This is a genomic window from Pseudomonas sp. NFACC16-2, from assembly GCF_900119205.1.
GTDB classification, from domain to species: domain Bacteria; phylum Pseudomonadota; class Gammaproteobacteria; order Pseudomonadales; family Pseudomonadaceae; genus Aquipseudomonas; species Aquipseudomonas fluorescens_Q.
Genome location: NZ_FPIX01000001.1, coordinates 608,236 through 628,682 on the forward strand (window position 1 = coordinate 608,236; position 20,447 = coordinate 628,682).

25 protein-coding genes are annotated in these 20,447 nt (G+C 59.6%); 6 read left to right on the forward strand and 19 right to left on the reverse strand.

Going from position 1 to position 20,447, the window contains the following annotated elements; all coding sequences use genetic code 11:
* Positions 1–20: 20 nt before the first annotated feature.
* From pheS to thrS, 5 genes are all read right to left on the reverse strand, one after another.
* Positions 21–1,037, reverse strand: coding sequence for a phenylalanine--tRNA ligase subunit alpha (gene pheS / locus BT116_RS02540; protein ID WP_072339737.1), 1,017 nt, complete (start codon positions 1,035–1,037; stop codon positions 21–23).
* Between the two features lie 109 nt (positions 1,038–1,146).
* Positions 1,147–1,503 (reverse strand): 50S ribosomal protein L20, encoded by a 357-nt coding sequence (rplT, locus tag BT116_RS02545; protein ID WP_072339739.1) that lies wholly within the window; start codon positions 1,501–1,503, stop codon positions 1,147–1,149.
* A gap of 30 nt (positions 1,504–1,533) precedes the next feature.
* Positions 1,534–1,728, reverse strand: coding sequence for a 50S ribosomal protein L35 (gene rpmI / locus BT116_RS02550; protein ID WP_002553160.1), 195 nt, complete (start codon positions 1,726–1,728; stop codon positions 1,534–1,536).
* 60 nt (positions 1,729–1,788) lie between these two features.
* Positions 1,789–2,340 carry a translation initiation factor IF-3 gene (gene infC, locus BT116_RS02555; RefSeq protein ID WP_169432615.1) on the reverse strand — a complete coding sequence of 184 codons (552 nt, stop codon included), beginning with the start codon at positions 2,338–2,340 and terminating at the stop codon, positions 1,789–1,791.
* Positions 2,340–4,262: a threonine--tRNA ligase gene (gene thrS / locus BT116_RS02560; protein WP_003203626.1), complete on the reverse strand. Its 1,923-nt coding sequence runs from the start codon at positions 4,260–4,262 to the stop codon at positions 2,340–2,342. The genes infC and thrS overlap by 1 nt, the downstream gene beginning before the upstream one ends.
* Before the next feature lie 371 nt (positions 4,263–4,633).
* Here thrS and BT116_RS02565 point away from each other — a divergent pair, with 371 nt between their 5' ends.
* Both BT116_RS02565 and BT116_RS02570 read left to right on the forward strand, forming a co-directional pair.
* Entirely contained in the window at positions 4,634–4,936 is a 303-nt protein-coding gene (locus BT116_RS02565; RefSeq protein WP_072339741.1) for a hypothetical protein, read from the forward strand.
* A gap of 289 nt (positions 4,937–5,225) precedes the next feature.
* Entirely contained in the window at positions 5,226–5,438 is a 213-nt protein-coding gene (locus BT116_RS02570; protein ID WP_003179963.1) for a cold-shock protein, read from the forward strand.
* Between the two features lie 68 nt (positions 5,439–5,506).
* Here BT116_RS02570 and BT116_RS02575 read toward each other — a convergent pair whose 3' ends face one another.
* Complete coding sequence (locus BT116_RS02575; RefSeq protein WP_014337548.1) at positions 5,507–5,821, reverse strand: I78 family peptidase inhibitor; 315 nt, start codon at positions 5,819–5,821, stop codon at positions 5,507–5,509.
* Positions 5,822–5,983: 162 nt separating this feature from the next.
* Entirely contained in the window at positions 5,984–6,289 is a 306-nt protein-coding gene (locus BT116_RS02580) for a hypothetical protein (protein WP_003203632.1), read from the reverse strand.
* Between the two features lie 128 nt (positions 6,290–6,417).
* Here BT116_RS02580 and BT116_RS02585 point away from each other — a divergent pair, with 128 nt between their 5' ends.
* Positions 6,418–6,615, forward strand: coding sequence for a hypothetical protein (locus BT116_RS02585; protein ID WP_003203634.1), 198 nt, complete (start codon positions 6,418–6,420; stop codon positions 6,613–6,615).
* A 47-nt stretch (positions 6,616–6,662) separates the two neighbouring features.
* Here BT116_RS02585 and BT116_RS02590 read toward each other — a convergent pair whose 3' ends face one another.
* The 8 genes from BT116_RS02590 to BT116_RS02625 form a co-directional block, all read right to left on the reverse strand.
* Positions 6,663–7,691: a nucleoside hydrolase gene (locus BT116_RS02590; RefSeq protein WP_072339745.1), complete on the reverse strand. Its 1,029-nt coding sequence runs from the start codon at positions 7,689–7,691 to the stop codon at positions 6,663–6,665.
* A gap of 30 nt (positions 7,692–7,721) precedes the next feature.
* Positions 7,722–8,126, reverse strand: a complete 405-nt coding sequence (rbsD, locus tag BT116_RS02595) for a D-ribose pyranase (protein ID WP_053180551.1) — start codon at positions 8,124–8,126, stop codon at positions 7,722–7,724.
* On the reverse strand, positions 8,123–9,037 hold the full coding sequence (gene rbsK / locus BT116_RS02600; RefSeq protein ID WP_072339747.1) for a ribokinase: 915 nt from the start codon (positions 9,035–9,037) through the stop codon (positions 8,123–8,125). The genes rbsD and rbsK overlap by 4 nt, the downstream gene beginning before the upstream one ends.
* A 23-nt stretch (positions 9,038–9,060) precedes the next feature.
* Positions 9,061–10,080 (reverse strand): LacI family DNA-binding transcriptional regulator, encoded by a 1,020-nt coding sequence (locus BT116_RS02605; RefSeq protein WP_013693779.1) that lies wholly within the window; start codon positions 10,078–10,080, stop codon positions 9,061–9,063.
* 3 nt (positions 10,081–10,083) lie between these two features.
* Positions 10,084–11,061, reverse strand: coding sequence for an ABC transporter permease (locus tag BT116_RS02610; RefSeq protein ID WP_018608928.1), 978 nt, complete (start codon positions 11,059–11,061; stop codon positions 10,084–10,086).
* On the reverse strand, positions 11,058–12,611 hold the full coding sequence (locus BT116_RS02615; protein ID WP_072339749.1) for a sugar ABC transporter ATP-binding protein: 1,554 nt from the start codon (positions 12,609–12,611) through the stop codon (positions 11,058–11,060). Before BT116_RS02615 ends, BT116_RS02610 begins: the two co-directional genes overlap by 4 nt.
* Positions 12,612–12,666: 55 nt before the next feature.
* Entirely contained in the window at positions 12,667–13,626 is a 960-nt protein-coding gene (locus BT116_RS02620) for a sugar ABC transporter substrate-binding protein (RefSeq protein WP_072339751.1), read from the reverse strand.
* Positions 13,627–13,772: 146 nt separating this feature from the next.
* Positions 13,773–14,225, reverse strand: coding sequence for a hypothetical protein (locus tag BT116_RS02625; protein WP_072339753.1), 453 nt, complete (start codon positions 14,223–14,225; stop codon positions 13,773–13,775).
* A gap of 206 nt (positions 14,226–14,431) precedes the next feature.
* Here BT116_RS02625 and BT116_RS02630 point away from each other — a divergent pair, with 206 nt between their 5' ends.
* Both BT116_RS02630 and BT116_RS02635 read left to right on the forward strand, forming a co-directional pair.
* On the forward strand, positions 14,432–14,731 hold the full coding sequence (locus tag BT116_RS02630; RefSeq protein WP_053121397.1) for a DUF1654 domain-containing protein: 300 nt from the start codon (positions 14,432–14,434) through the stop codon (positions 14,729–14,731).
* Positions 14,732–14,736: 5 nt separating this feature from the next.
* Entirely contained in the window at positions 14,737–15,426 is a 690-nt protein-coding gene (locus BT116_RS02635; protein ID WP_043042288.1) for an endonuclease, read from the forward strand.
* 67 nt (positions 15,427–15,493) lie between these two features.
* On the opposite strand, the gene BT116_RS02640 is transcribed toward BT116_RS02635, so the two are convergent.
* Entirely contained in the window at positions 15,494–15,859 is a 366-nt protein-coding gene (locus BT116_RS02640) for a penicillin-binding protein activator LpoB (RefSeq protein WP_072339755.1), read from the reverse strand.
* 247 nt (positions 15,860–16,106) lie between these two features.
* Here BT116_RS02640 and csrA point away from each other — a divergent pair, with 247 nt between their 5' ends.
* On the forward strand, positions 16,107–16,301 hold the full coding sequence (gene csrA, locus BT116_RS02645) for a carbon storage regulator CsrA (RefSeq protein ID WP_003179932.1): 195 nt from the start codon (positions 16,107–16,109) through the stop codon (positions 16,299–16,301).
* Between the two features lie 190 nt (positions 16,302–16,491).
* On the opposite strand, the gene BT116_RS02650 is transcribed toward csrA, so the two are convergent.
* The 3 genes from BT116_RS02650 to BT116_RS02660 all read right to left on the reverse strand — a co-directional run bounded on the left by BT116_RS02650 (position 16,492) and on the right by BT116_RS02660 (position 20,248).
* Positions 16,492–16,947 carry a DUF2214 family protein gene (locus BT116_RS02650; protein WP_072339757.1) on the reverse strand — a complete coding sequence of 152 codons (456 nt, stop codon included), beginning with the start codon at positions 16,945–16,947 and terminating at the stop codon, positions 16,492–16,494.
* 197 nt (positions 16,948–17,144) lie between these two features.
* The gene (gene cysS, locus BT116_RS02655; RefSeq protein WP_072339759.1) at positions 17,145–18,527 is read right to left on the reverse strand and encodes a cysteine--tRNA ligase; all 1,383 of its coding nucleotides are present in this window, start codon (positions 18,525–18,527) and stop codon (positions 17,145–17,147) included.
* A 20-nt stretch (positions 18,528–18,547) separates the two neighbouring features.
* The gene (locus BT116_RS02660; RefSeq protein ID WP_072339761.1) at positions 18,548–20,248 is read right to left on the reverse strand and encodes a glutamine--tRNA ligase/YqeY domain fusion protein; all 1,701 of its coding nucleotides are present in this window, start codon (positions 20,246–20,248) and stop codon (positions 18,548–18,550) included.
* Positions 20,249–20,447: the final 199 nt, after the last annotated feature.

The window sequence follows — 20,447 nt, forward strand, 5'->3', positions numbered from 1 at the left end:
GATTCGTTACGGACTGCGGCCTAGCGAAATTGCGCAAGGAACCGCAAGTCGTTGTCGAAGAACAGGCGCAAGTCATTCACACCGTAACGCAGCATGGCCAGGCGCTCGGCGCCCATGCCGAAAGCAAAACCCGAGAATTCTTCCGGATCGATACCGGACATACGCAGCACGTTCGGGTGAACCATCCCGCAGCCCATCACTTCCAGCCAGCCAGTCTGCTTGCAGACACGGCAGCCTTTGCCGCTGCACATCACGCATTCCATGTCGACTTCAGCGGAAGGCTCGGTGAACGGGAAGTACGAAGGGCGGAAACGCACCGCCAGTTCTTTTTCGAAGAACACCCGCAGGAACTCTTCGATCGTGCCTTTAAGGTCGGCGAAATTGATGTCGCGATCGACCAGCAGGCCTTCGACCTGGTGGAACATCGGCGAGTGGGTGATATCGGAGTCGCTGCGGTACACACGGCCTGGGCAGACGATGCGGATCGGCGGCTGCTGCGATTCCATGGTGCGAACCTGTACCGGCGAGGTATGGGTGCGCAACAGCATGTTCGCATTGAAATAGAAGGTGTCATGCATCGACCGGGCCGGGTGATGGCCTGGGATGTTGAGCGCCTCGAAGTTGTGGTAGTCGTCTTCGACCTCAGGACCTTCGGCAATGCCGTAGCCGATGTGGGTGAAGAACTGCTCGATGCGTTCCAGGGTCCGGGTCACCGGATGCAGGCCACCGGAAGTCTGGCCACGGCCAGGCAGGGTCACGTCGATGGACTCGGCGGCGAGTTTGGCAGCCAGATCCGCCTCCTCGAACAACGCCTTGCGCGCGTTAAGGACCTCTGTGACACGTTCCTTGGCAACGTTGATCAGCGCACCGACCTGCGGACGCTCTTCGGCAGGCAGGTTCCCCAGGGTCTTCATCACCTGGGTCAACTCGCCCTTCTTGCCAAGGTACAGAACCCGGATTTGCTCCAGGGCATTGATATCTTCAGCGCTTCGCACAGCCTCTAGTGCTTGAGCGACCAGCGCATCCAGGTTTTCCATGTACAGACTCCAGATACAAAATAGGGGAAGAGCTTTAAGGCTCTTCCCCTATTTATGACGTTTAACACCCGAGCCCACAGAGGTGAGCCCTGGTGACTGTCGGGGGTACTTAAGCCAAGGTGGCTTTAGCTTTCTCGACAATCGCAGCAAACGCCGCTTTTTCGTTCACTGCCAGATCAGCCAGAACCTTACGGTCGATCTCGATGGACGCTTTTTTCAGGCCGGCAATGAAACGGCTGTAGGACAGACCGTTAACACGAGCACCAGCGTTGATACGAGCGATCCACAGAGCGCGGAACTGACGTTTTTTCTGACGACGGTCACGGTAGGCGTATTGGCCTGCCTTGATTACGGCTTGCTTGGCAACACGGAATACGCGGGAACGCGCACCGTAGTAGCCTTTAGCAAGTTTCATAATTTTCTTGTGACGCTTACGGGCAATGACGCCACGCTTTACACGAGCCATGAGTTACTTCCTCTATTCTTGATCCAAAAATTAACGAAGGCGCAGCATGCGCTCGACTTTTGCCACGTCAGACGGATGCAGCAAGCTGCTACCGCGCAGTTGACGCTTACGCTTGGTCGACATTTTGGTCAGGATGTGGCTCTTGAAAGCGTGCTTGTGCTTGATACCGTTAGCAGTTTTCAGAAACCGCTTAGCAGCACCACTTTTGGTTTTCATCTTTGGCATGTTCGGATACTCCGCATTCAGTTGATAAACATAATCGCAAGGCCTGCCGTGCCCTGGTGATTACTTCTTCTTTTTCGGGGCGATGACCATGATCAGCTGGCGTCCTTCCATCTTAGGATGCTGTTCGACCGAACCGTACTCGAGCAGGTCTTGTTCAACCCGCTTGAGGAGTTCCATCCCCAGCTCCTGGTGGGCCATCTCACGGCCGCGGAATCGCAAGGATACCTTGGCCCTGTCCCCGTCACTCAGGAAACGTACCAGGTTGCGCAGTTTTACCTGGTAATCCCCTTCCTCCGTCCCTGGACGAAACTTGATTTCTTTTACCTGAATCTGCTTCTGGTTTTTCTTCGCCGCGGCAATCTGCTTCTTCTTTTCGAAGATCGACTTGCCGTAGTCCATCACCCGGCAAACCGGTGGGACTGCGTCTGCGGAAATTTCTACCAGATCAAGCTTGGCTTCTTCAGCAATACGAAGCGCTTCATCAATCGAGACGATGCCAATCTGCTCGCCGTCAGCGCCAATTAACCGAACCTCGCGTGCCGAGATATTCTCGTTGATCGGGGCTTTCGGTGCAGCTCGTTTATCTTGTCTCATTTCACGCTTAATAATAATTACTCCAAATCTGGGCGACCACGCCGGGAAACCGCTTGCGCGAGGAACTCAGCGAATTCGGCGACGGGCATCGAGCCCAGGTCAGCACCTTCACGAGTACGCACAGCGACAGTCTGCATCTCGACCTCCCGATCTCCAATAACCAAGAGAAAGGGAACCTTGAGCAAAGTATGCTCGCGGATTTTAAAGCCGATCTTTTCATTTCTCAAGTCGGACTTGGCACGAAATCCGCTTTGGTTGAGAGTTTTTTCGACTTCGGCGGCAAAATCTGCCTGTTTATCAGTGATATTCATGATCACTGCCTGGGTCGGCGCCAGCCACGCGGGGAACGCACCCTCGTAGTGCTCGATCAGGATCCCGACAAAACGCTCGAAGGAGCCGAGGATCGCGCGGTGAAGCATGACCGGGTGCTTGCGACTGTTGTCTTCGGACACGTATTCGGCGCCCAGACGGATCGGCAGGTTGAAATCGAGCTGCAGGGTACCACACTGCCAGACGCGACCGAGGCAATCTTTCAGCGAGAACTCGATCTTCGGACCGTAGAAGGCCCCCTCACCCGGCTGCAGGTCGTACGCCAGGCCCGCGCTATCGAGGGCTGCCGCCAGGGCTGCTTCGGCGCGATCCCACAGTTCGTCGGAGCCAACGCGCTTTTCCGGACGAGTGGACAGCTTCATTTCGACTTCGGTGAAGCCGAAGTCGCGGTAGACGTCCATGGTCAGCTTGATGAAGGCGGCGGATTCGGCCTGCATCTGCTCTTCGGTACAGAAGATGTGCGCATCGTCCTGGGTGAACGCACGCACGCGCATGATGCCGTGCAGCGCACCCGAAGGCTCGTTACGGTGGCAGGCACCGAACTCGGCCAGGCGCATCGGCAACTCGCGGTAGCTTTTCAGGCCCTGGTTGAACACCTGCACGTGGCAAGGGCAGTTCATCGGCTTGATGGCGTAGTCGCGGTTTTCCGACTGGGTGGTGAACATGTTGTCGGCGTAGTTGGCCCAGTGCCCGGATTTCTCCCACAGGCTGCGGTCCACCACTTGAGGCGTCTTGATCTCGAGGTAGCCGTTTTCACGCTGGACCTGGCGCATGTACTGCTCGAGCACCTGGTACAGGGTCCAGCCGTTCGGGTGCCAGAACACCATGCCCGGGGATTCTTCCTGGGTGTGGAACAGGCCCAGGCGCTTGCCGATCTTGCGATGGTCGCGTTTCTCGGCTTCTTCGATACGCTGGATGTAGGCTGCCAGTTGCTTCTTGTCAGCCCAGGCAGTGCCATAGACGCGTTGCAACTGCTCGTTCTTCGCATCGCCACGCCAGTAGGCGCCGGACAGCTTGGTCAGCTTGAAGGATTTGAGGAAACGCGTGTTCGGCACGTGCGGGCCACGGCACATGTCGACGTATTCTTCGTGGTAGTACAGGCCCATGGCCTGCTCGTCCGGCATGTCTTCCACCAGACGCAGCTTGTAGTCCTCGCCACGGGCCTTGAAGACTTCGATGACTTCGGCGCGCGGGGTGACTTTCTTGATGACGTCGTAATCCTTCTCGATCAGCTGCTGCATGCGCTGTTCGATGGCCGCCATGTCTTCCGGCGTGAAAGGACGCTCGAAGGCGATGTCGTAATAGAAGCCTTCGTCGATGACCGGCCCGATGACCATCTTCGCGCTCGGGTACAGCTGCTTGACCGCGTGGCCGACCAGGTGCGCGCAAGAGTGGCGAATGATCTCCAGCCCCTCTTCATCCTTTGGCGTGATGATTTGCAGCGTGGCGTCGCTGTCGATGACGTCACTGGCGTCGACCAGTTTGCCGTTGACCTTGCCGGCCAGGGTGGCCTTGGCCAGTCCCGCGCCGATGGATGCGGCGACCTCGGCTACGGAAACCGGGTGATCGAATGAACGTTGACTGCCGTCGGGAAGAGTAATAGTTGGCATGGCGCCTCCTCTCCTAGTGGTGACCCCTACCAAAGGTCACGTGGGTTGGGATGAGCCAGTACAAGATCCAGTCCAGGCCATTCAATGACGAACGCCTGCCTTACAGCGGCAGGAGCCTTGCGGCCAACCGGGAAAACCGAACCAGAGTGACTGGGATTCAAATCAGGGTTATTTCGAACATTTGCCGCCGGGACGAGTTGTCATCCGCAGCCTGGAAATACCCGAGCCCGGCATGCTAGCACAGATGAACGGTCATCGCCGCGCTCGAATTGAAGCAGGCGTAAATCCACGGTTTTTATGCCAGAGTGCTGAACTGAACCGAGCGCAACGCCTCAGATATCAAGACATCGACCCGAAAGGAGCATCTTCGCATGCGTCTCAATACACTGTTTGCAGTAGTCGCCCCACTCGCCCTGCTGCTTCCACTGACCGCCCATGCCGACTGGCCCAAAGGCGAGCGCGAAAAATACATGGCCCAATGCACGGAGGCGGCAACACCCCAGATCGGCCCGGCCGCTGCCAAGGCTCATTGCGCCTGTGGCGCCGATGCGATCAAGTCCTATCCAGCCTCGGACATCCAGGCCTTGATGGATAACAAGGCCACCCCGGAACTGCAGCAAAAGGCACTGGGCCAGATCGCAAAATGCAAGGCTGACAACAAGGCGAAAAAGTGAGAAAGCAGGCTTCCTGAACGAGCCCGGCAGGGATGAAAAATACTGATTTCAGGCTTTTTCGGACGATTTATTCAGGTTTTACAGCTTTTTTTATCGTCTTTACTTTTGGCTGAAAGCCTTTAAAACCGGGCCTTTCAGCGGGTAAAGGCGGTAAAGTAAACACGACTGATTGGCAAACAGCGCGTCTGGGGGGGTCCCAAATCGAACATTTCGACTATGATACCCGGGTGTGCCCAGTTGGCCTGAGCAGCACAGTACACTGAAAATATATGTTTCTTGGAGATACACCATGTCTAATCGCCAAACCGGCACCGTTAAATGGTTCAACGATGAAAAAGGCTTCGGCTTCATCACTCCTCAAGGTGGCGGTGACGACCTGTTCGTACACTTCAAAGCTATCGAAAGCGACGGTTTCAAAAGCCTGAAAGAAGGCCAGACCGTTTCCTTCGTGGCTGAGAAAGGCCAAAAGGGTATGCAAGCTGCACAGGTTCGCCCAGAGTAATTTCTTGGCGCACTAAAAAAACCCCGTCCATGTGACGGGGTTTTTTATGGGCGGTAGAAAACCGCCGGTCAACCGCAGTTCACCCGGTTGACCACCAGGTTGGCATCGGTATTGAGATTCAGGCGATCGGAGCGGTACTCAAGCGTCACCATGTCGTTGGGCTTGAGGATTCGGGCAATCTGCGCGCCGGCACGGGTACGAGCCTGCTCCAGCAATTGTGGCGAGGCCTGCTTGCCAATGGCGAACTCGGCGCCCTTCGCTTCGCAACGGCCGTGACCGGTCTCGGTCGCCACGGGTTCGGGAGTCGATTCCGAGGTGCTGCTGCAACCGCTCAAGACCACGGCGGCCAACAGAGTACTCAATGACGCGAGCTTCCAAGGCATGAAGCCTCCTTTTTTCGATAGATAAACAGAGAGCGTGCGACAACCCAAACGGCGCTAGGTTTCAACACCACAGCCGTCGGCCTGGCTCATCCGGAAAACCGGCAGTTTGCCTGAGCCGCCACGGCTATTCAGACATGAATCGTGACTGGATATGAACACCGCTCAATAAACGTCGATGTAATCGAACGGAGGATTGGGCCAGTTATCCTTCAGCGCATTGTAGATCTGCATGACCCAGACCTCGTCGCTGGCCGCAACCCGCCCGACGTATCCCGAGCCCTTCGCCCAGGTTTCGAGCCGAAACAGCAAACCATCGATGTCAGCGCCACCGACCACACCCGAGGACAAATAGGCGATACCGCCCTTGGTCACGCGCAGCTGGGTATGCTCGTCATCACTGGCCGAGGCCAGCAATTGACGAACCGCCTCAAGGGTCAGGCCATCCGGAGCGTTCAAATCGATCTGCACGGCGGGGCTCCTTTAAAAACAAAAAAAAGAGTGTCGCACAGCCCTCCTCCAATGCCTAAGTCGCAGTGCCAAACCGGGGGCAAAAATGCTTAACTCCACTTACAGCCCTCCAACTCGCGAGCCCTACCATGAGCACCGTCAGCATCGAAGCCACCATCAATGCCAAATGGTCGGAGGGCCATAGCTCCTATAGCCCGAGCAGTCCCGAGGAGCTGGCAATCATCGGCATAGAATTGCTGGTGAGGGAACTGGGGACGGAGGTCGCCCGCAACTTCATCCAGCAGGCATTCGAGCGCTATCCGAGCGTCGTCGACGCCGTGGACTGATGCTCACGCACCCGCAGGCCCACCTGCGGGCGCATATAGCAGGCGGGTTACTTGAGGCGCGCCAGGCGCTCGGTCAGCAGATCGAAGAAGCCCTGGGCATCACCGTTTTCCACCCAGAACGCGTTCTTCGGCGCTTTCAGGCCATCGTACCAATCGACGATGGTCTGCCCGAACGTCGGGCCCTCGCGACTGTCCACCACAACATTGACCGAACGACCAGTGAACAACTGCGGCTTGAGCAGATAGGCGATCACCGTCGCGTCATGCACCGGCCCGCCCGTCATGCCGTAGTGCTCCATGTCGCCCTTGACGTATTCGTTGAGGATATCGCCCACCAGCTTGCTGGCATTGTTGTTCAGCGCCGCGATCTGCTTCAGGCGCGCCTCGCTGGTGAGGATCTTGTGGGTCACGTCCAACGGCAGGTAGGTCAGTTTCACACCGCTCTTGGCCACCACCTCGGCCGCCTGCGGATCGGCGAACAGATTGAACTCGGCCACCGGCGTGATATTGCCGCCGTTGAAGTGCGCACCGCCCATGATCACCACTTCCTTGATGCCCTGGACGATATCAGGCTCCTGCACCAGCGCCAGGGCCAGGTTGGTCTGCGGGCCAAGCATGGCAATGGTGATGCTGTGGGGCTTGGCCGCTTTCAACGTGTCGATCAGGTAGTTGACGGCATTGCCTTCGGCCAAGCCCTTCTTCGGCTCGTGTACGGTGACACCCGACAGGCCTTCCTTGCCATGGATGTTTTCCGCGTAGATCGGCGTGCGCATCAACGGTTTCGGCGCACCGGCATACACAGGCACGTCTTCGCGCCCCGCCCATTCCCGGGCCAGGCGAGCGTTGCGAGAGGTCTTGTCCAGGCGCACATTGCCGGCGACAGTGGTCAGCGCACGAATATGCAACTCCTCGGGCGACGCCAGGGCGAACAACAGCGCAACCACGTCATCGGCCCCTGGGTCGGTGTCGATGATCAGGTCGATTTTTTCCGCCGCCTGGGCGCTCGTAGCGGTGATCAGTGACAAAAGCAGCAGACTCCGGATCAGTTGATGCATTTTCTCAGCATAGCGGTGCATGGCGCACTCCTTGTGCAGGGTTGAACAGGGTTAGAACGTCACTCCAGCGACCAGCACGATATTGCAGTACGGCGAACATTCGCCTGTGCGAATGATCGCCCGTGCCTGTCGGCTGATGACCTTGAATTGCTCATGGCTGACCAGCGCTCGCTCGCCCAGCGCACCCTCGGCATGCAGCGCTTCCAGGGTCGTCAGCGCCGACGGTTGTTTGTCGAGGATCTCCTCGGCCAGGACATGGCTTTCCACCTGCATTTCGCTGAGCACCACCTTCAAGGTGCTGACAAAGTCAGGAATGCCATGGGTCAGGGCCAGGTCGATCAATTCGACCTGAGGCGGCACAGGCAGGCCGGCATCACCGATGACCACCTTGTCGCCATGGCCCAGGGAAGCGATCAGTCGTGACAGTGCCACATTCAACAACGGCGTCTTTTTCATGATTTGAAAGCCTGTACTTCCAACAACGTGGGGATTGAAGGCTGCGCGCCCGGGCGGGTGACCGACAGCGCGGCGGCGGCCTGGCCGAAACGAATCGCATCGACCTCGCTTTTGCCGCTCGCCAGGGCTGCCGCGAAGCCGCCGACAAAGGTGTCTCCGGCCGCCGTGGTGTCCACTGCCTTGACCCGCGGGGCCGGGAAGTGTTCGAAGCTGGCGCCGTTGGCGAACATCAGCCCCTGGGCCCCCAAGGTGACGATCACCTTGCCGGCACCGGCGGCGATCAGATGCGCGGCGGCGGCCTCTGCGGTTTCCAGGGAATCCACCGCCAGCCCGCTCAGCACCGCTGCTTCGCTTTCATTGGGAACCAGGTAGTCGATGCAGGCGTACCAGTCGGCGGGCAACGTATGGGAAGCCGGCGCCGGGTTGAGGATGACGATTTTGCCCAGCTCACGTGCGCGCTTGAGGGCATGGCCGACGGTGGCATCCGGCACTTCGAGCTGGCAGATGATGACATCGGCGCTTTGCAGCACTTCATCGACACTGTCCAGGACCTCGGCGGTGAGCGCACCGTTGGCACCGGCAACGATAACGATCGCATTCTGGCTATTGTCGTCGACGACGATCAGCGCCACGCCGCTGGCCCCCTCCACCACGCTGACCGCTTGGCAGTCGATGCCCTCGGCCAACAGCCCGCCACGCAATTGTTCGCCGTAGGCATCATTGCCCACGCAACCGACCATCGATACCTCGGCGCCCAGGCGCGCGGCGGCCACCGCCTGGTTGGCACCCTTGCCGCCCGGGATGGTGGAGAAGGACTCGCCGATCAGTGTTTCACCACCACGCGGCAGACGCGGCGCCCGGGTCACCAGGTCCATGTTCAGGCTGCCTATTACCACTACTTTTGCTGGCATACATCACTACTCATCAATTCGGTTCAGCGGTATTGGGCGAATGTGCCGGACAGCGGCGCAGTCGACTCTCGCAGGACAATACTTGGCGTCACGATCCGCTGCTCGGTGGCAAGGCCCGGCGTCGCAATTCGTCGCAGCAGCACTTCGGCCGCCATCTCGCCGAGCTGCAGGATCGACTGCCCTACCGTGGTCAATGCCGGGTAGACATAACGGCTCATCTGGATGTCATCGAAACCGATGACCGACAGTTCGCTGGGCACGCGCACATTGCGTTCAGCCGCGGCGCGCAGCACACCGATACCGATCATGTCGTTGGCCGCAAAAATCGCGCTCGGTGGCTGCTGTTCAAGCAGCTGCGCAGCGGCGCGGTAGCCGCCGGTACTGGTGAAATCGCTCTCGAGCATACGCTCGACAGGCAGCTCGATCCCGGCCTCTTTCAGCGCACGGCAGTAACCGGCCAAGCGCATTTGCGCCACGCTGGTATTGGCCGGGCCACCGATGAAGGCGATATCGCGGTGACCCAGCTCAAGCAGGTGCCGGGTCGCCAGGTACGCACCGTATTCATGATCGATGCGCACCAGGTCTGCGTCGACACCCTCGAGCCCACGGTCGACGATCACCATGGGCGTGCGCACGTTGGACAGCCCCTCGGCCAGGCCGACATCACCGCCGGCGGACGCGAAAATCAGGCCGTCGATGCGTTTTTCCAGCAGCACCCGCAGGTAGCTGCGTTGCTTGTCCGGGTTGTCGTCGGAGTTGCACAGAATCACGCAATAGCCGTTGCGCTCACAGTAGTCCTCGATCCCCCGGGCCAACTCGGCAAAGTAAGGATTGAGGCTGTTGGGCACCAGCAGGCCGATGGTCGCCGTGGTCTTGGCCTTGAGCGACCGGGCCACGGCGCTCGGCACGTAGTCCAGGCGCTCGATGGCCGCCTCGACCTTGAGCCGCACTTCCTCGCTGACCGGCCGCGTCTTGTTCACCACGTGGGACACGGTGGTGTAGGAAATCCCGGCGAGCGCTGCTACATCCTTGATCGTCGCCATGGTTCAGCCCCGCCGACTGGCGCGCTGGCTGCGATAGGTATCGAGCACGACCGCCACCACGATCACCGCACCGGTAATGATGCGCTTGGTTGGCTCAGTGGCGCCGATCTGCGCCAGGCCCGCCGCCAGCACGGAGATGATCAGCACGCCAAAGAAGGTGCTGATGACCGAACCGCGGCCCCCCATCAGGCTGGTACCACCGATGACCACGGCAGCGATGACTTGCAGCTCAAGCCCTGAACCGGCGTTCGGATCCGCCGCTTCCAGGCGCGAAATCTGGAACAGCGCGGCCACACCGGCCAGCAAGCCCATCAGGCTGAACACCAGGATCTTGTAGGGCTTTGGATTGATACCGGCCAGGCGCACGGCTTCTTCATTGGTGCCGATGCCGATCAGGTAGCGACCGAACACCGTGCGGGTCAGCACCGCCTGGGCAATGAAGATCACCAGCAAGGCGATGATGAACGAAGGCGAGATGCCAAAGGCGATAGGGTTGGACAGCCAGGCGAACGAGTCGCCGATGTAGGCGGTCCGGGACCCAGTCATCTGGTACGCCAGGCCCCGGGCCATTTCCAGCACGCCGAGGGAGACGATGAACGATGGAATCCGCCAGGCAACGGTGATCGAACCGGTGACCGTACCCGCCAGCGCCGCCACGGCCATGCCGAGCAAGGCCGAGGGCCAGACGCTCCAGCCCCAGCCGAGCACGGCCACGCTGACCGTCGAGGCCGCCAGGGCCAGCACAGACCCAACCGACAGGTCGATGCCGCCGATGATCAGGATGAACGTCATGCCGACCGCCAACACCATCAGGTCGGGAATCTGGTTGGCCAAGGTACTGAAGGTGTCATAAGACAGGAAATGGCTGCTCAGCGCCGAGAACAGCGCGATCATGGCCAGCAGCGCGCCGGCCAGGCCCAGGTAGGTGCCGAGGCCATAGAAGTTGCCACTCGATTTGCCGACGGCAGATGCGGTTTTCATGAAAGATCCCTAGGCGCTGCTTCGTTGAGCAACGCATCACGTTTCTGGTAGCCGGCGAATGCGGCGGCAAGCAAGTCATCCTGGGTCCAACTGTCGCGCTCGAAGGTGTCGATCAGGCGCCCGGCGGACAGCACGCCGATCCGGTCGCAGATCAACATCAGCTCCCGCAGGTCGCTGGACACCACGACCAGCGCCTTGCCCTGGCGAGTCAGCTCGCCGAGCAGCGCATAAATGTCGAATTTGGCGCCGACGTCGATGCCACGGGTCGGCTCATCGAACAACATGACCGCGCAATCGCGTTCGAGCCAACGCCCGATGACCACTTTCTGCTGGTTACCGCCCGACAGCTCGGACACCAACTGGGTCGGGCTGGAACTGCGGATGCGCATGGCGCCGACCTGCCGCTGTGCCAAGGCCAGTTCGGCATCGCCATTGACCAGGCCGGCGCTGGAAATCTCCGGCATGTTGCCCAGGGCAATGTTGGCGGCGATGGATTGGGTCAACAGCAGGCCCTCACCCTTGCGGTCTTCGGTGATCAGCGCAATGCCATGGGCCACCGCATCGGCCGGGGAGCGAATGCTCACGACCTGGGCCGGCGAACCCAGCGCCACCGTGCCACTGTCAGCGGTATCGGCACCGAAGATCAGCCGCAACAGTTCGGTGCGCCCTGCCCCGATCAGGCCGGAGATGCCGAAGATCTCGCCACTGCGCACTTCGAAGGAGACGTCGCGGACCTTGTCGGAACGTGTCAGGCCTTTAACCGTCAGCGCCGGCGCGCCGATCTGGCGTGGACCCAGGTCGATATGCTCACCCAGCTCCCGGCCGACCATCAGGGTCACCAGTTGCTCGCTGTTGTAGTTGGCCATCGGCTCGACGCAGACCAGGTTGCCATCACGCAGTACGGCAATGCGCTGGGCGACCCGCGCCAGTTCTTCGAGGCGATGGGAAATGTAGATGATCGACACGCCGCGAGCCTGCAGACGCGTGATCTGTTCAAAGAGCATCTCGACTTCGCGGGCCGTCAGCATGGCGGTCGGCTCATCGAGAATCAGCACATGGCAATCGCCAATCAGGTTGCGGGCGATCTCGACCATCTGCTGGTGACCGATCCCCAGTTCGCCGACCAACGTGTCAGGATCGATTGCGTCGAGCCCCACCTGGGCCATGGCCTCGATGGCCGCCTTGCGCAATTGCTTGCGGCTGATCCAGCCGCCGTGATTGGGCAGGTTGTCGAGGAACAGGTTCTCGGCCACGGACAGGGTCGGCAGCAGGTTGAGCTCCTGCATCACCATGCGCACGCCCAGCTCTTCAGCCTGGGTCCGGCTGCCAGGATGATAATCCTGCCCCTGAAATTGCATCTGCCCGGTCGTCGGCGTCACCAACCCGCCGATGATCTTGGACAAGGTGCTTTTGCCGGCGCCATTTTCGCCGGTCAGCGCCAGCACTTCACCGCGCATCAACGTCAGGTTGATATCGGTCAGTACCGGCTGGGCATAGGTCTTGCCGATACCGCTGACGCACAGGACAGCGTTCGGGTCGCGAACGGACATAACAAACTCTCCAATGCGCTCGCCCGGACGGGCGAGCACCGTTGTGTCGCCAGGATTACGGCTTGGTCACCAGCTCGACCGGAGTTTCGATAACGCCGTTGGTACCGCTGTCGACTTTTTCGCCCTTGAGGATCTTCAGCGCTGTTTCGATGCCGAACACAGCCTGCTTGGCGGCGAACTGGTCGGCCGTCGCCAGGACACGACCGTCCTTGAGCATTGGCTTGATGGCGTTGATGTTGTCGTAGCCGACCACCTGCACCTTGCCCGCCTTGCCCGCCGCGCGCACGGCCGATACGGCGCCGACCGCCATGCTGTCGTTACCGGCCAGCAGTGCCTTGATATTCGGGTATTCGCTGAGCATCGACGCGGCAACCTGGTTGCCCTTGTTGATTTCCCAGTCACCCGATTGCAGGGAAACGACCTTGACCTGCGCCGCTTCCATTGCATCCTTGAAGCCTGCGGTGCGTGCCTGGGCATTGGTCGTAGTGGACACGCCTTCGATGATGCCGACTTCGTCACCGGCCTTGAGCTGCTTGGCCAGGTACTCGCCCACCAGGCGCGCGCCTTTGCGGTTGTCCGGGCCTACGAACGGCACGTTGATGTTCTTGCTCTTGACCACGGCCGGATCGAGCTGGTTATCGATGTTGATCACCGTGATGCCAGCATCCACGGCTTTCTTGATCACCGGCACCATGGCCTTGGAATCCGCTGGCGCGATGATCAGGGCATCGACCTTGGACACGATCATCTGCTCGACGATGCGGATCTGGTTGGCGGTGTCGGTTTCATCCTTGATCCCGTTGGAGATCAGGTCGAAATCGGCGGAGTGTTCCTTCTGATAAGCCTTGGCGCCGTCTTCCATGGTCAGGAAGAATTCGTTGGCCAGGGATTTCATGACCAGGGCGACCTTGGGCTTTTCTGCGGTCTGGGCGAATGCCGAGGTGATAGGCAGCGCAGCGGATGCGGTCGCGAGCATGGCAACAGCGAGAAGGCGTCCAGCGAATGGCAACTTCATGGGTTCACTCCGATCTTATGATTATTGTGAGCAAATCAATGCACGGAACGCCGCGCAAACGTTTGCGTGAAGTGAACTATGGTAAGGCTTCGCAGATTTGTCAACGTTGCGGTTTGATCCGCAACGTCGAGGCTCAACGTAGAAGCTCAGGCCGTCGTATTGACCACCGAACCCGAACCGCTGCCCTTGGACAACTCCGTGACCAAGTGACCAGTGACTTCCAGCAAAGCGCCACTGGTGTCGGCGATCTGCCCCTGGATGGCCATGACCGCCGAGGTCCTGGCTTCCTCTGTGGCATAGTCGCGCGCCTGGGCGGCGGCCAGTTGTTGTTGCTGCTCCCTGAGCTGCTGCTGAAGCTCTTGCATCCGCTTGAGCAGCACCTGGACGGCCACGCTCTGGCTGCTGCCGCCCTCCTGCGCCTGGTCGGCTGCTTCAGCGCCAGCGCCCATGCCCGTGCGGACCTTGCCCGAGTCTTGCGTTGCACCCAGGGCCTCATCGGCGGCCTGGTCTTCTGCCTCGCTCAAAGCCTTCAGGGTGCCGGCGGATTTTCCGCCAATGGTCACCGCTGCCGCATTGGGAAAGCCGATGGAAAACGACATGTCAAAACTCCATAGAGGGGGATTCCTACGAAGGACATCGCCCGCCGAAGCACTTTCTTTAGCGCCCGATGAAATCAGTCAATAGCTTCGCCACCTTGAGCGGGTGACAACCTGTTTACGCAAGCCGATAAAAAATTCCTTTTTCCTACATCAAAACGAAAAAAGTGCTGTCAGACGATTTTCTTGAATTTTAAGTAGTTGCGTAAATGCCTACGGTTAAATACTGTATGCCCGTACAGCTTAATAAGGATAATCCTGTGGCCACCCCCTCCGCTGCAACTACCCCTTTAGATTCCTATACGCGACTCGGCCTCCGGGTCTCGAAAATCATCAACGCCCCCACCGCGCAAAAAGCCAAGGCCGCCCTGATCTTCCGTCTGCCTGACGAGCCGGTGGATGAGTGGGAGCGCCTGTTGGAAGAAATCGACGAGAACGACAACGTGACCCTCGCCTATCGCGATGATGGCGGTGTGCAGGTTTTCTGGGTTGTGCCGAAGGAAGATTGAGCCTGATGAGTGTTCGCTGTTTAGCTTTTTTGCTTGTGTTTATCGCGATGGGCGCACAAGCCGGTGCGCCGCGCACCTTCAACGAAGCCAAGAAAGTCGCCTGGAAACTCTACGCACCACAATCCACCGAGTTCTACTGTGGCTGTAAATACACTGGCAATCGCGTGAACCTGGCAGCCTGCGGTTATGTACCGCGCAAGAATGCCAGCCGCGCCGCTCGCATCGAGTGGGAGCATATTGTCCCGGCCTGGCAGATCGGCCATCAGCGTCAATGCTGGCAACAAGGTGGTCGCAAGAACTGCACCCGCTATGACCCGGTCTATCAACGGGCCGAGGCCGACCTGCACAACCTGGTGCCGAGCATCGGGGAAGTGAATGGTGATCGCAGCAATTTCAGTTTTGGCTGGTTGCCGGTGCAGAAGGGCCAGTACGGCTCATGCCTGACCCAAGTGGACTTCAAGGCCAAGAAGGTCATGCCCCGCCCTTCTATCCGGGGCATGATCGCCCGGACCTATTTCTACATGAGCAAACAATACGGCCTGCGCCTCTCGAAACAGGACCGGCGCCTGTATGAAGCCTGGGACAAGACCTACCCGGTCGAAAGCTGGGAGCGTCAGCGCAACCAGAGCGTGGCGTGCGTCATGGGCCGTGGCAACGAGTTCGTGGGGCCGGTGGACATGAAGGCCTGCGGCTGACCTCGCACTCGTGAACAGCTCGCTCCCACAGGTTTTGTGGCTTGGCTGACTTTTTTGGGTCGCCCGATTATTGGGCCGTCGGGCAATCCACCACCAACGTCTCGATGTTGCGTTTTTTCGCCCGGACCAGGGCAGCCGCCACCTGTTCCTGCTTGGCTTCGGCCTCAGCCTTGGAACTGAAAGGACCGACCAGGACGCGCTCCTTGCCGTTCTCCCGCACCACGTTCGACATGAAGCTGTGTTCGATGAGCCAGCCGGTCAGGTCGCTGACCGCCTGCGGCGTCTGGCCACGAACCTCGACGGCCCACTGCGGCGCGGCAGCGGCGGCCGGTGCGGAGGTCGCTACGGGTTTGGGCTTCGGTGCTTCGACGTCACGCCCTTCACCGCATCCTGCCAGCACCAATACCGCAATAACCCAAGCCAATTTGCGCACAACGTTTCCCCCGGAAGACATGAGGCACGGATTTTAGCACCCGTGCCCCTCAAGATCGCCGCAAACAGTGCTCAAAACACGAGAATCCTGCCCGGCGTCTCTGTATAGTCGCACCCTGGGAATTAATGCTGCGTCTGCGCGTCAGAAAGAGGCACCCACATTGTGACACTTAGCACTAATCTATAAGCAGTACCGACATCTGCACTGTCTGAATCAGGTGCCCTATAAAGTAATCAAGGAGAACACCATGCTGATACTCACCCGCAAAGTCGGTGAAAGCATAAACATTGGTGACGACATCACGATCACCATTCTGGGCGTTAGCGGCCAACAAGTCCGGATCGGCATCAACGCCCCGAAAAACGTTGCGGTGCATCGTGAAGAGATTTATCAGCGTATTCAGGCAGGCCTTACCGCCCCTGACAAACCGCAAACTCCCTGAGCCTTGCTGCAGTCCGTAGCCAGCCCGTTTGCATCGTCGCAATGGCTGGCTAAAGATTCTGGTCGACCGTACCTCACCCTGCCCCCATCTTTTTTCGTCCAGCCCGTTGAACCGATACTAATGACATGGCGCTTAGCATGGCTGTCAGACGTTTCGTTTTAATGATGACGAAGCAGGCGTTCGCGGTCGGTCAACCCAGGCTCACGCCGCGCGCCATGCCCGTGGCGGCAATCACCATCAGGATCAGCAACAAAGCTTCGATGTGACTGATCCGTGCAAACCGGCCGGCTTTCGAGGGATCGATCGCAGCCCCTTTGCCCAGTGCCATCCGCCATTTGATCAGGGCGATCATTGGCGCGATCTCAAGCAACAGGATCAGCAGGAACAAAGTCATCTTCAGGTGAAACAGCGGTTGGTGCAGGTAATAATCCGTGCCCTTTTCGTACCCCGCGAAAGCGCGCATCCCACCGGTCACCAGCAGCACCAGCGCCGACACCCCCCACACGTTATCCGCCATCAACACATTAGGCACCGCATCCACACCACCCGCCAGGCGTCGTAGCGCCGTGCCGCGCGTGAGCACCGCCCAGAACCCGAGGGCGAACGCCAAAAGATGTATTGCCGCCAGAGACCAATGAGCCAACATGGAAGAGCCCTGTCAGAGAACGTCGAATCGACCTGACAGTACTAGCTCATAAAGGAATGATTGCCAGGCTGAGCACAAAAAATTGTGGGAGCGAGCTTGCTCGCGATGGCGATCTTTCAGCCAACATGATTGTTGACTGATCCGACGCTATCGCGAGCAAGCTCGCTCCCACAGGGGTACGGCGAGCTTTAGAAGATCTAGTCCGCCAGGCGCCAGGTCGTCCCGCCCTTGCCGTCTTCCAGCACCACGCCCATGGCGGTGAGCTGGTCGCGGATGCGGTCGGATTCGGCCCAATCCTTGTTGGCGCGTGCAGTCAGGCGCGCCTGGATCAACGTCTCGACTTCGGCGGCGTCCACGCGGCCTTCGGCACCGGCCTGCAGGAAGTCATCGGCTTCGAGCTGCAACACACCCAGTACACTGGCCAGTTCTTTCAGGCGAGCCGCCAGACCGGCCGCGGCATTGAGATCGCTCTCACGCAGGCGGTTGATCTCACGCACCATCTCGAACAGCACCGCGCACGCTTCCGGCGTGCCGAAGTCGTCGTTCATCACTTCGGTAAACCGTGCCACGAACGCTTCGCCACCGGCGGCCGGCACGCTCGGCAGCCCCTTCAACGCGTGATAGAAACGCTCCAGGGCACCCTTGGCGTCCTTGAGGTTGTCTTCCGAGTAGTTGATGGCGCTGCGGTAGTGGCTCGACACCAACAGGTAACGCACGACTTCCGGGTGGTATTTGTCGAGCACGTCGCGGATGGTAAAGAAGTTGTTCAAGGACTTGGACATCTTCTCGCCGTTGATCCGGATCATGCCGCAATGCATCCACGCATTGGCGTAGGTCTTGCCGGTGGCCGCTTCGCTCTGGGCGATTTCGTTTTCGTGGTGCGGGAACTCCAGGTCGCTGCCGCCACCATGAATGTCGAAGGTCTCGCCCAGGCAGCAGGTGGACATCACCGAGCATTCGATGTGCCAGCCCGGACGCCCGGCGCCCCACGGCGACTCCCAACTCGGCTCACCCGGCTTGGCGCCCTTCCACAGCACGAAGTCCAGCGGGTCTTCTTTCGACTCGTCGACTTCGATACGCGCGCCGATACGCAGGTCTTCGATCTTCTTGCGCGACAACTTGCCGTAGCCCATGAACCTGGCGACGCGGTAGTACACGTCGCCATTGCCCGGTGCGTAGGCGTAGCCCTTGTCGATCAAGGTCTGGATCATGCTCAGCATGCCAGGGATGTGGTCCGTGGCACGGGGCTCCAGGTCCGGCTTGAGGATATTGAGGCGCGCCTCATCCTCGTGCATGGCCTTGATCATGCGCTCGGTCAGCGCATCGTAGGGCTCGCCGTTTTCGCGGGCACGGTTGATGATCTTGTCTTCGATGTCGGTGATGTTGCGCACGTAGGTCAGGTCATAACCGCTGAACCGCAGCCAGCGGGTCACCAGGTCGAAGGCGACCATGCTGCGACCGTGACCAATGTGGCAGTAGTCGTACACGGTCATGCCGCAGACGTACATGCGGACCTTGTTGCCATCCAGCGGCTTGAAGACTTCTTTGCTCTTGGTGAGCGTGTTGTAGATCGTAAGCACGGTGTTTCCTTAAGACTTGATCACTGGCCCCACGAATCACGCAGGGTCACGGTACGGTTGAATACCGGCTGACCTGGTTTCGAGTCCTTGATATCCGCGACGAAGTAGCCTTCGCGCTCGAACTGGAAACGGTCTTCCGGCTGTGCATTGCCCAACGAGGGTTCAGCACGACAACCGGTCAGCACTTGCAGTGAGTCAGGGTTGATGTTGTCCAGGAAACTCGCGCTGTCTTCGGCCTTCTCCGGATTCGGAGAGCGGAACAGGCGATCGTACAGACGCACTTCGCACTCGACGCTGGCGGCGGCCGGCACCCAGTGGATCACGCCCTTGACCTTGCGACCTTCCGGATTCTTGCCCAGGGTGTCGGGATCGTAGGAGCAACGCAGCTCGACGATGTTGCCGTCGGCGTCCTTGATCGCTTCGTCGGCACGGATCACGTAGCTGCCGCGCAGACGCACTTCGCCATTCGGCTCCAGGCGCTTGTAGCCTTTTGGCGGCTCTTCCATGAAGTCATCGTGGTCGATGTAGATTTCACGGGCGAACGGCAGTTTGCGCACGCCGAGTTCTTCTTTTTGCGGATGACGCGGCAGTTCGAGGTTTTCGACCTGGTCTTGCGGGTAGTTGGTGATCACGACCTTCAACGGACGCAACACGCACATGGCGCGCGGGGCATTCGCATCCAGATCCTGACGGATGCTGAACTCGAGCATGCCGAAATCGACCACACCGTCGGAACGGTTGGTGCCGATCATCTCGCAGAAGTTGCGGATCGACGCCGGCGTGTAGCCGCGACGACGGAAGCCCGACAGCGTCGACATGCGCGGGTCGTCCCAGCCGTTGACGTGCTTCTCGTCCACCAGTTGCTTGAGCTTGCGCTTGCTGGTGATGGTGTAGTTCAGGTTCAGGCGGCTGAATTCGTACTGGCGCGGGGTGGCCGGCACCGGCAGGTGCTCGAGGAACCACTCGTACAACGGACGATGGCTTTCGAACTCCAGGGTGCAGATCGAATGAGTGATGCCTTCGATGGCGTCCGACTGGCCGTGGGTGAAGTCATAGTTGGGGTAGATGCACCATTTGTCGCCAGTCTGGTGGTGATGGGCGTGACGAATGCGGTACATGATCGGGTCGCGCAGGTTCATGTTCGGCGAAGCCATGTCGATCTTGGCGCGCAGCACCCGAGCGCCGTCCGGGAACTCACCGGCGCGCATACGGGCGAACAGGTCGAGGTTCTCTTCCACGCTGCGATCACGGAACGGACTGTTCTTGCCCGGCTCGGTCAGGCTGCCACGGTATTCCTTGGCCTGCTCGGGGGTCAGGTCGCACACATAGGCGTTGCCGGCCTTGATCAGTTCCACGGCCCAGTCGTGCAACTGGTCGAAATATTGCGAGGCGTAGCGCACCTCACCGGACCATTGGAAACCCAGCCACTTGACGTCGCTTTCGATCGCGTCGATGTATTCCTGGTCTTCCTTGGCCGGGTTGGTGTCGTCGAAACGCAGGTGCGTGACGCCGCCGAACTCCTGGGCCAGGCCGAAATTCACGCAGATCGACTTGGCATGGCCGATGTGCAGGTAGCCGTTGGGCTCTGGTGGGAAGCGAGTGACGATCTGTGTGTGCTTACCCGAGTCCAGGTCCGCCTGGATGATCGGGCGCAGGAAATTGACCGGCACGGCCGGGCCGGTCTTGGAATTCGAGGTAGGGTCGACAGTGGGCTTGCTCATAGGATCCTTGAACAGACAAGTGCGCGGCCGGGTGCGGCCTGATAAATCAAAGCCCGTATCATAGCCGATGCTGTCAAGCACCTGACAGGCCAGGGCGGCAAACGATTGAATTTAATCGACGGCCTGATAAAAAACAGCCTCGAAATTCGTGCCCGGCACGCTAAACTGCCCTGCCTGGCCGATTACAGCCAGACCGGTT

Excerpts from the sequence above, each read along its gene's own strand:
- BT116_RS02635 (WP_043042288.1), top strand. The coding sequence starts at position 14,737 with ATGAGTGTTCGCTGTTTAGCTTTTTTGCTTGTGTTTATCGCGATGGGC.
- BT116_RS02630 (WP_053121397.1), top strand. The coding sequence starts at position 14,432 with ATGCCTACGGTTAAATACTGTATGCCCGTACAGCTTAATAAGGATAAT.
- BT116_RS02605 (WP_013693779.1), bottom strand. The coding sequence starts at position 10,080 with ATGGCGACGATCAAGGATGTAGCAGCGCTCGCCGGGATTTCCTACACC.
- pheS (WP_072339737.1), bottom strand. The coding sequence starts at position 1,037 with ATGGAAAACCTGGATGCGCTGGTCGCTCAAGCACTAGAGGCTGTGCGA.
- BT116_RS02620 (WP_072339751.1), bottom strand. The coding sequence starts at position 13,626 with ATGAAGTTGCCATTCGCTGGACGCCTTCTCGCTGTTGCCATGCTCGCG.
- BT116_RS02615 (WP_072339749.1), bottom strand. The coding sequence starts at position 12,611 with ATGTCCGTTCGCGACCCGAACGCTGTCCTGTGCGTCAGCGGTATCGGC.
- csrA (WP_003179932.1), top strand. The coding sequence starts at position 16,107 with ATGCTGATACTCACCCGCAAAGTCGGTGAAAGCATAAACATTGGTGAC.
- BT116_RS02590 (WP_072339745.1), bottom strand. The coding sequence starts at position 7,691 with ATGCACCGCTATGCTGAGAAAATGCATCAACTGATCCGGAGTCTGCTG.
- BT116_RS02625 (WP_072339753.1), bottom strand. The coding sequence starts at position 14,225 with ATGTCGTTTTCCATCGGCTTTCCCAATGCGGCAGCGGTGACCATTGGC.
- BT116_RS02565 (WP_072339741.1), top strand. The coding sequence starts at position 4,634 with ATGCGTCTCAATACACTGTTTGCAGTAGTCGCCCCACTCGCCCTGCTG.
- BT116_RS02585 (WP_003203634.1), top strand. The coding sequence starts at position 6,418 with ATGAGCACCGTCAGCATCGAAGCCACCATCAATGCCAAATGGTCGGAG.
- BT116_RS02610 (WP_018608928.1), bottom strand. The coding sequence starts at position 11,061 with ATGAAAACCGCATCTGCCGTCGGCAAATCGAGTGGCAACTTCTATGGC.
- BT116_RS02660 (WP_072339761.1), bottom strand. The coding sequence starts at position 20,248 with ATGAGCAAGCCCACTGTCGACCCTACCTCGAATTCCAAGACCGGCCCG.
- rplT (WP_072339739.1), bottom strand. The coding sequence starts at position 1,503 with ATGGCTCGTGTAAAGCGTGGCGTCATTGCCCGTAAGCGTCACAAGAAA.
- rbsK (WP_072339747.1), bottom strand. The coding sequence starts at position 9,037 with ATGCCAGCAAAAGTAGTGGTAATAGGCAGCCTGAACATGGACCTGGTG.
- rpmI (WP_002553160.1), bottom strand. The coding sequence starts at position 1,728 with ATGCCAAAGATGAAAACCAAAAGTGGTGCTGCTAAGCGGTTTCTGAAA.
- BT116_RS02650 (WP_072339757.1), bottom strand. The coding sequence starts at position 16,947 with ATGTTGGCTCATTGGTCTCTGGCGGCAATACATCTTTTGGCGTTCGCC.
- BT116_RS02570 (WP_003179963.1), top strand. The coding sequence starts at position 5,226 with ATGTCTAATCGCCAAACCGGCACCGTTAAATGGTTCAACGATGAAAAA.
- rbsD (WP_053180551.1), bottom strand. The coding sequence starts at position 8,126 with ATGAAAAAGACGCCGTTGTTGAATGTGGCACTGTCACGACTGATCGCT.
- BT116_RS02575 (WP_014337548.1), bottom strand. The coding sequence starts at position 5,821 with ATGCCTTGGAAGCTCGCGTCATTGAGTACTCTGTTGGCCGCCGTGGTC.
- thrS (WP_003203626.1), bottom strand. The coding sequence starts at position 4,262 with ATGCCAACTATTACTCTTCCCGACGGCAGTCAACGTTCATTCGATCAC.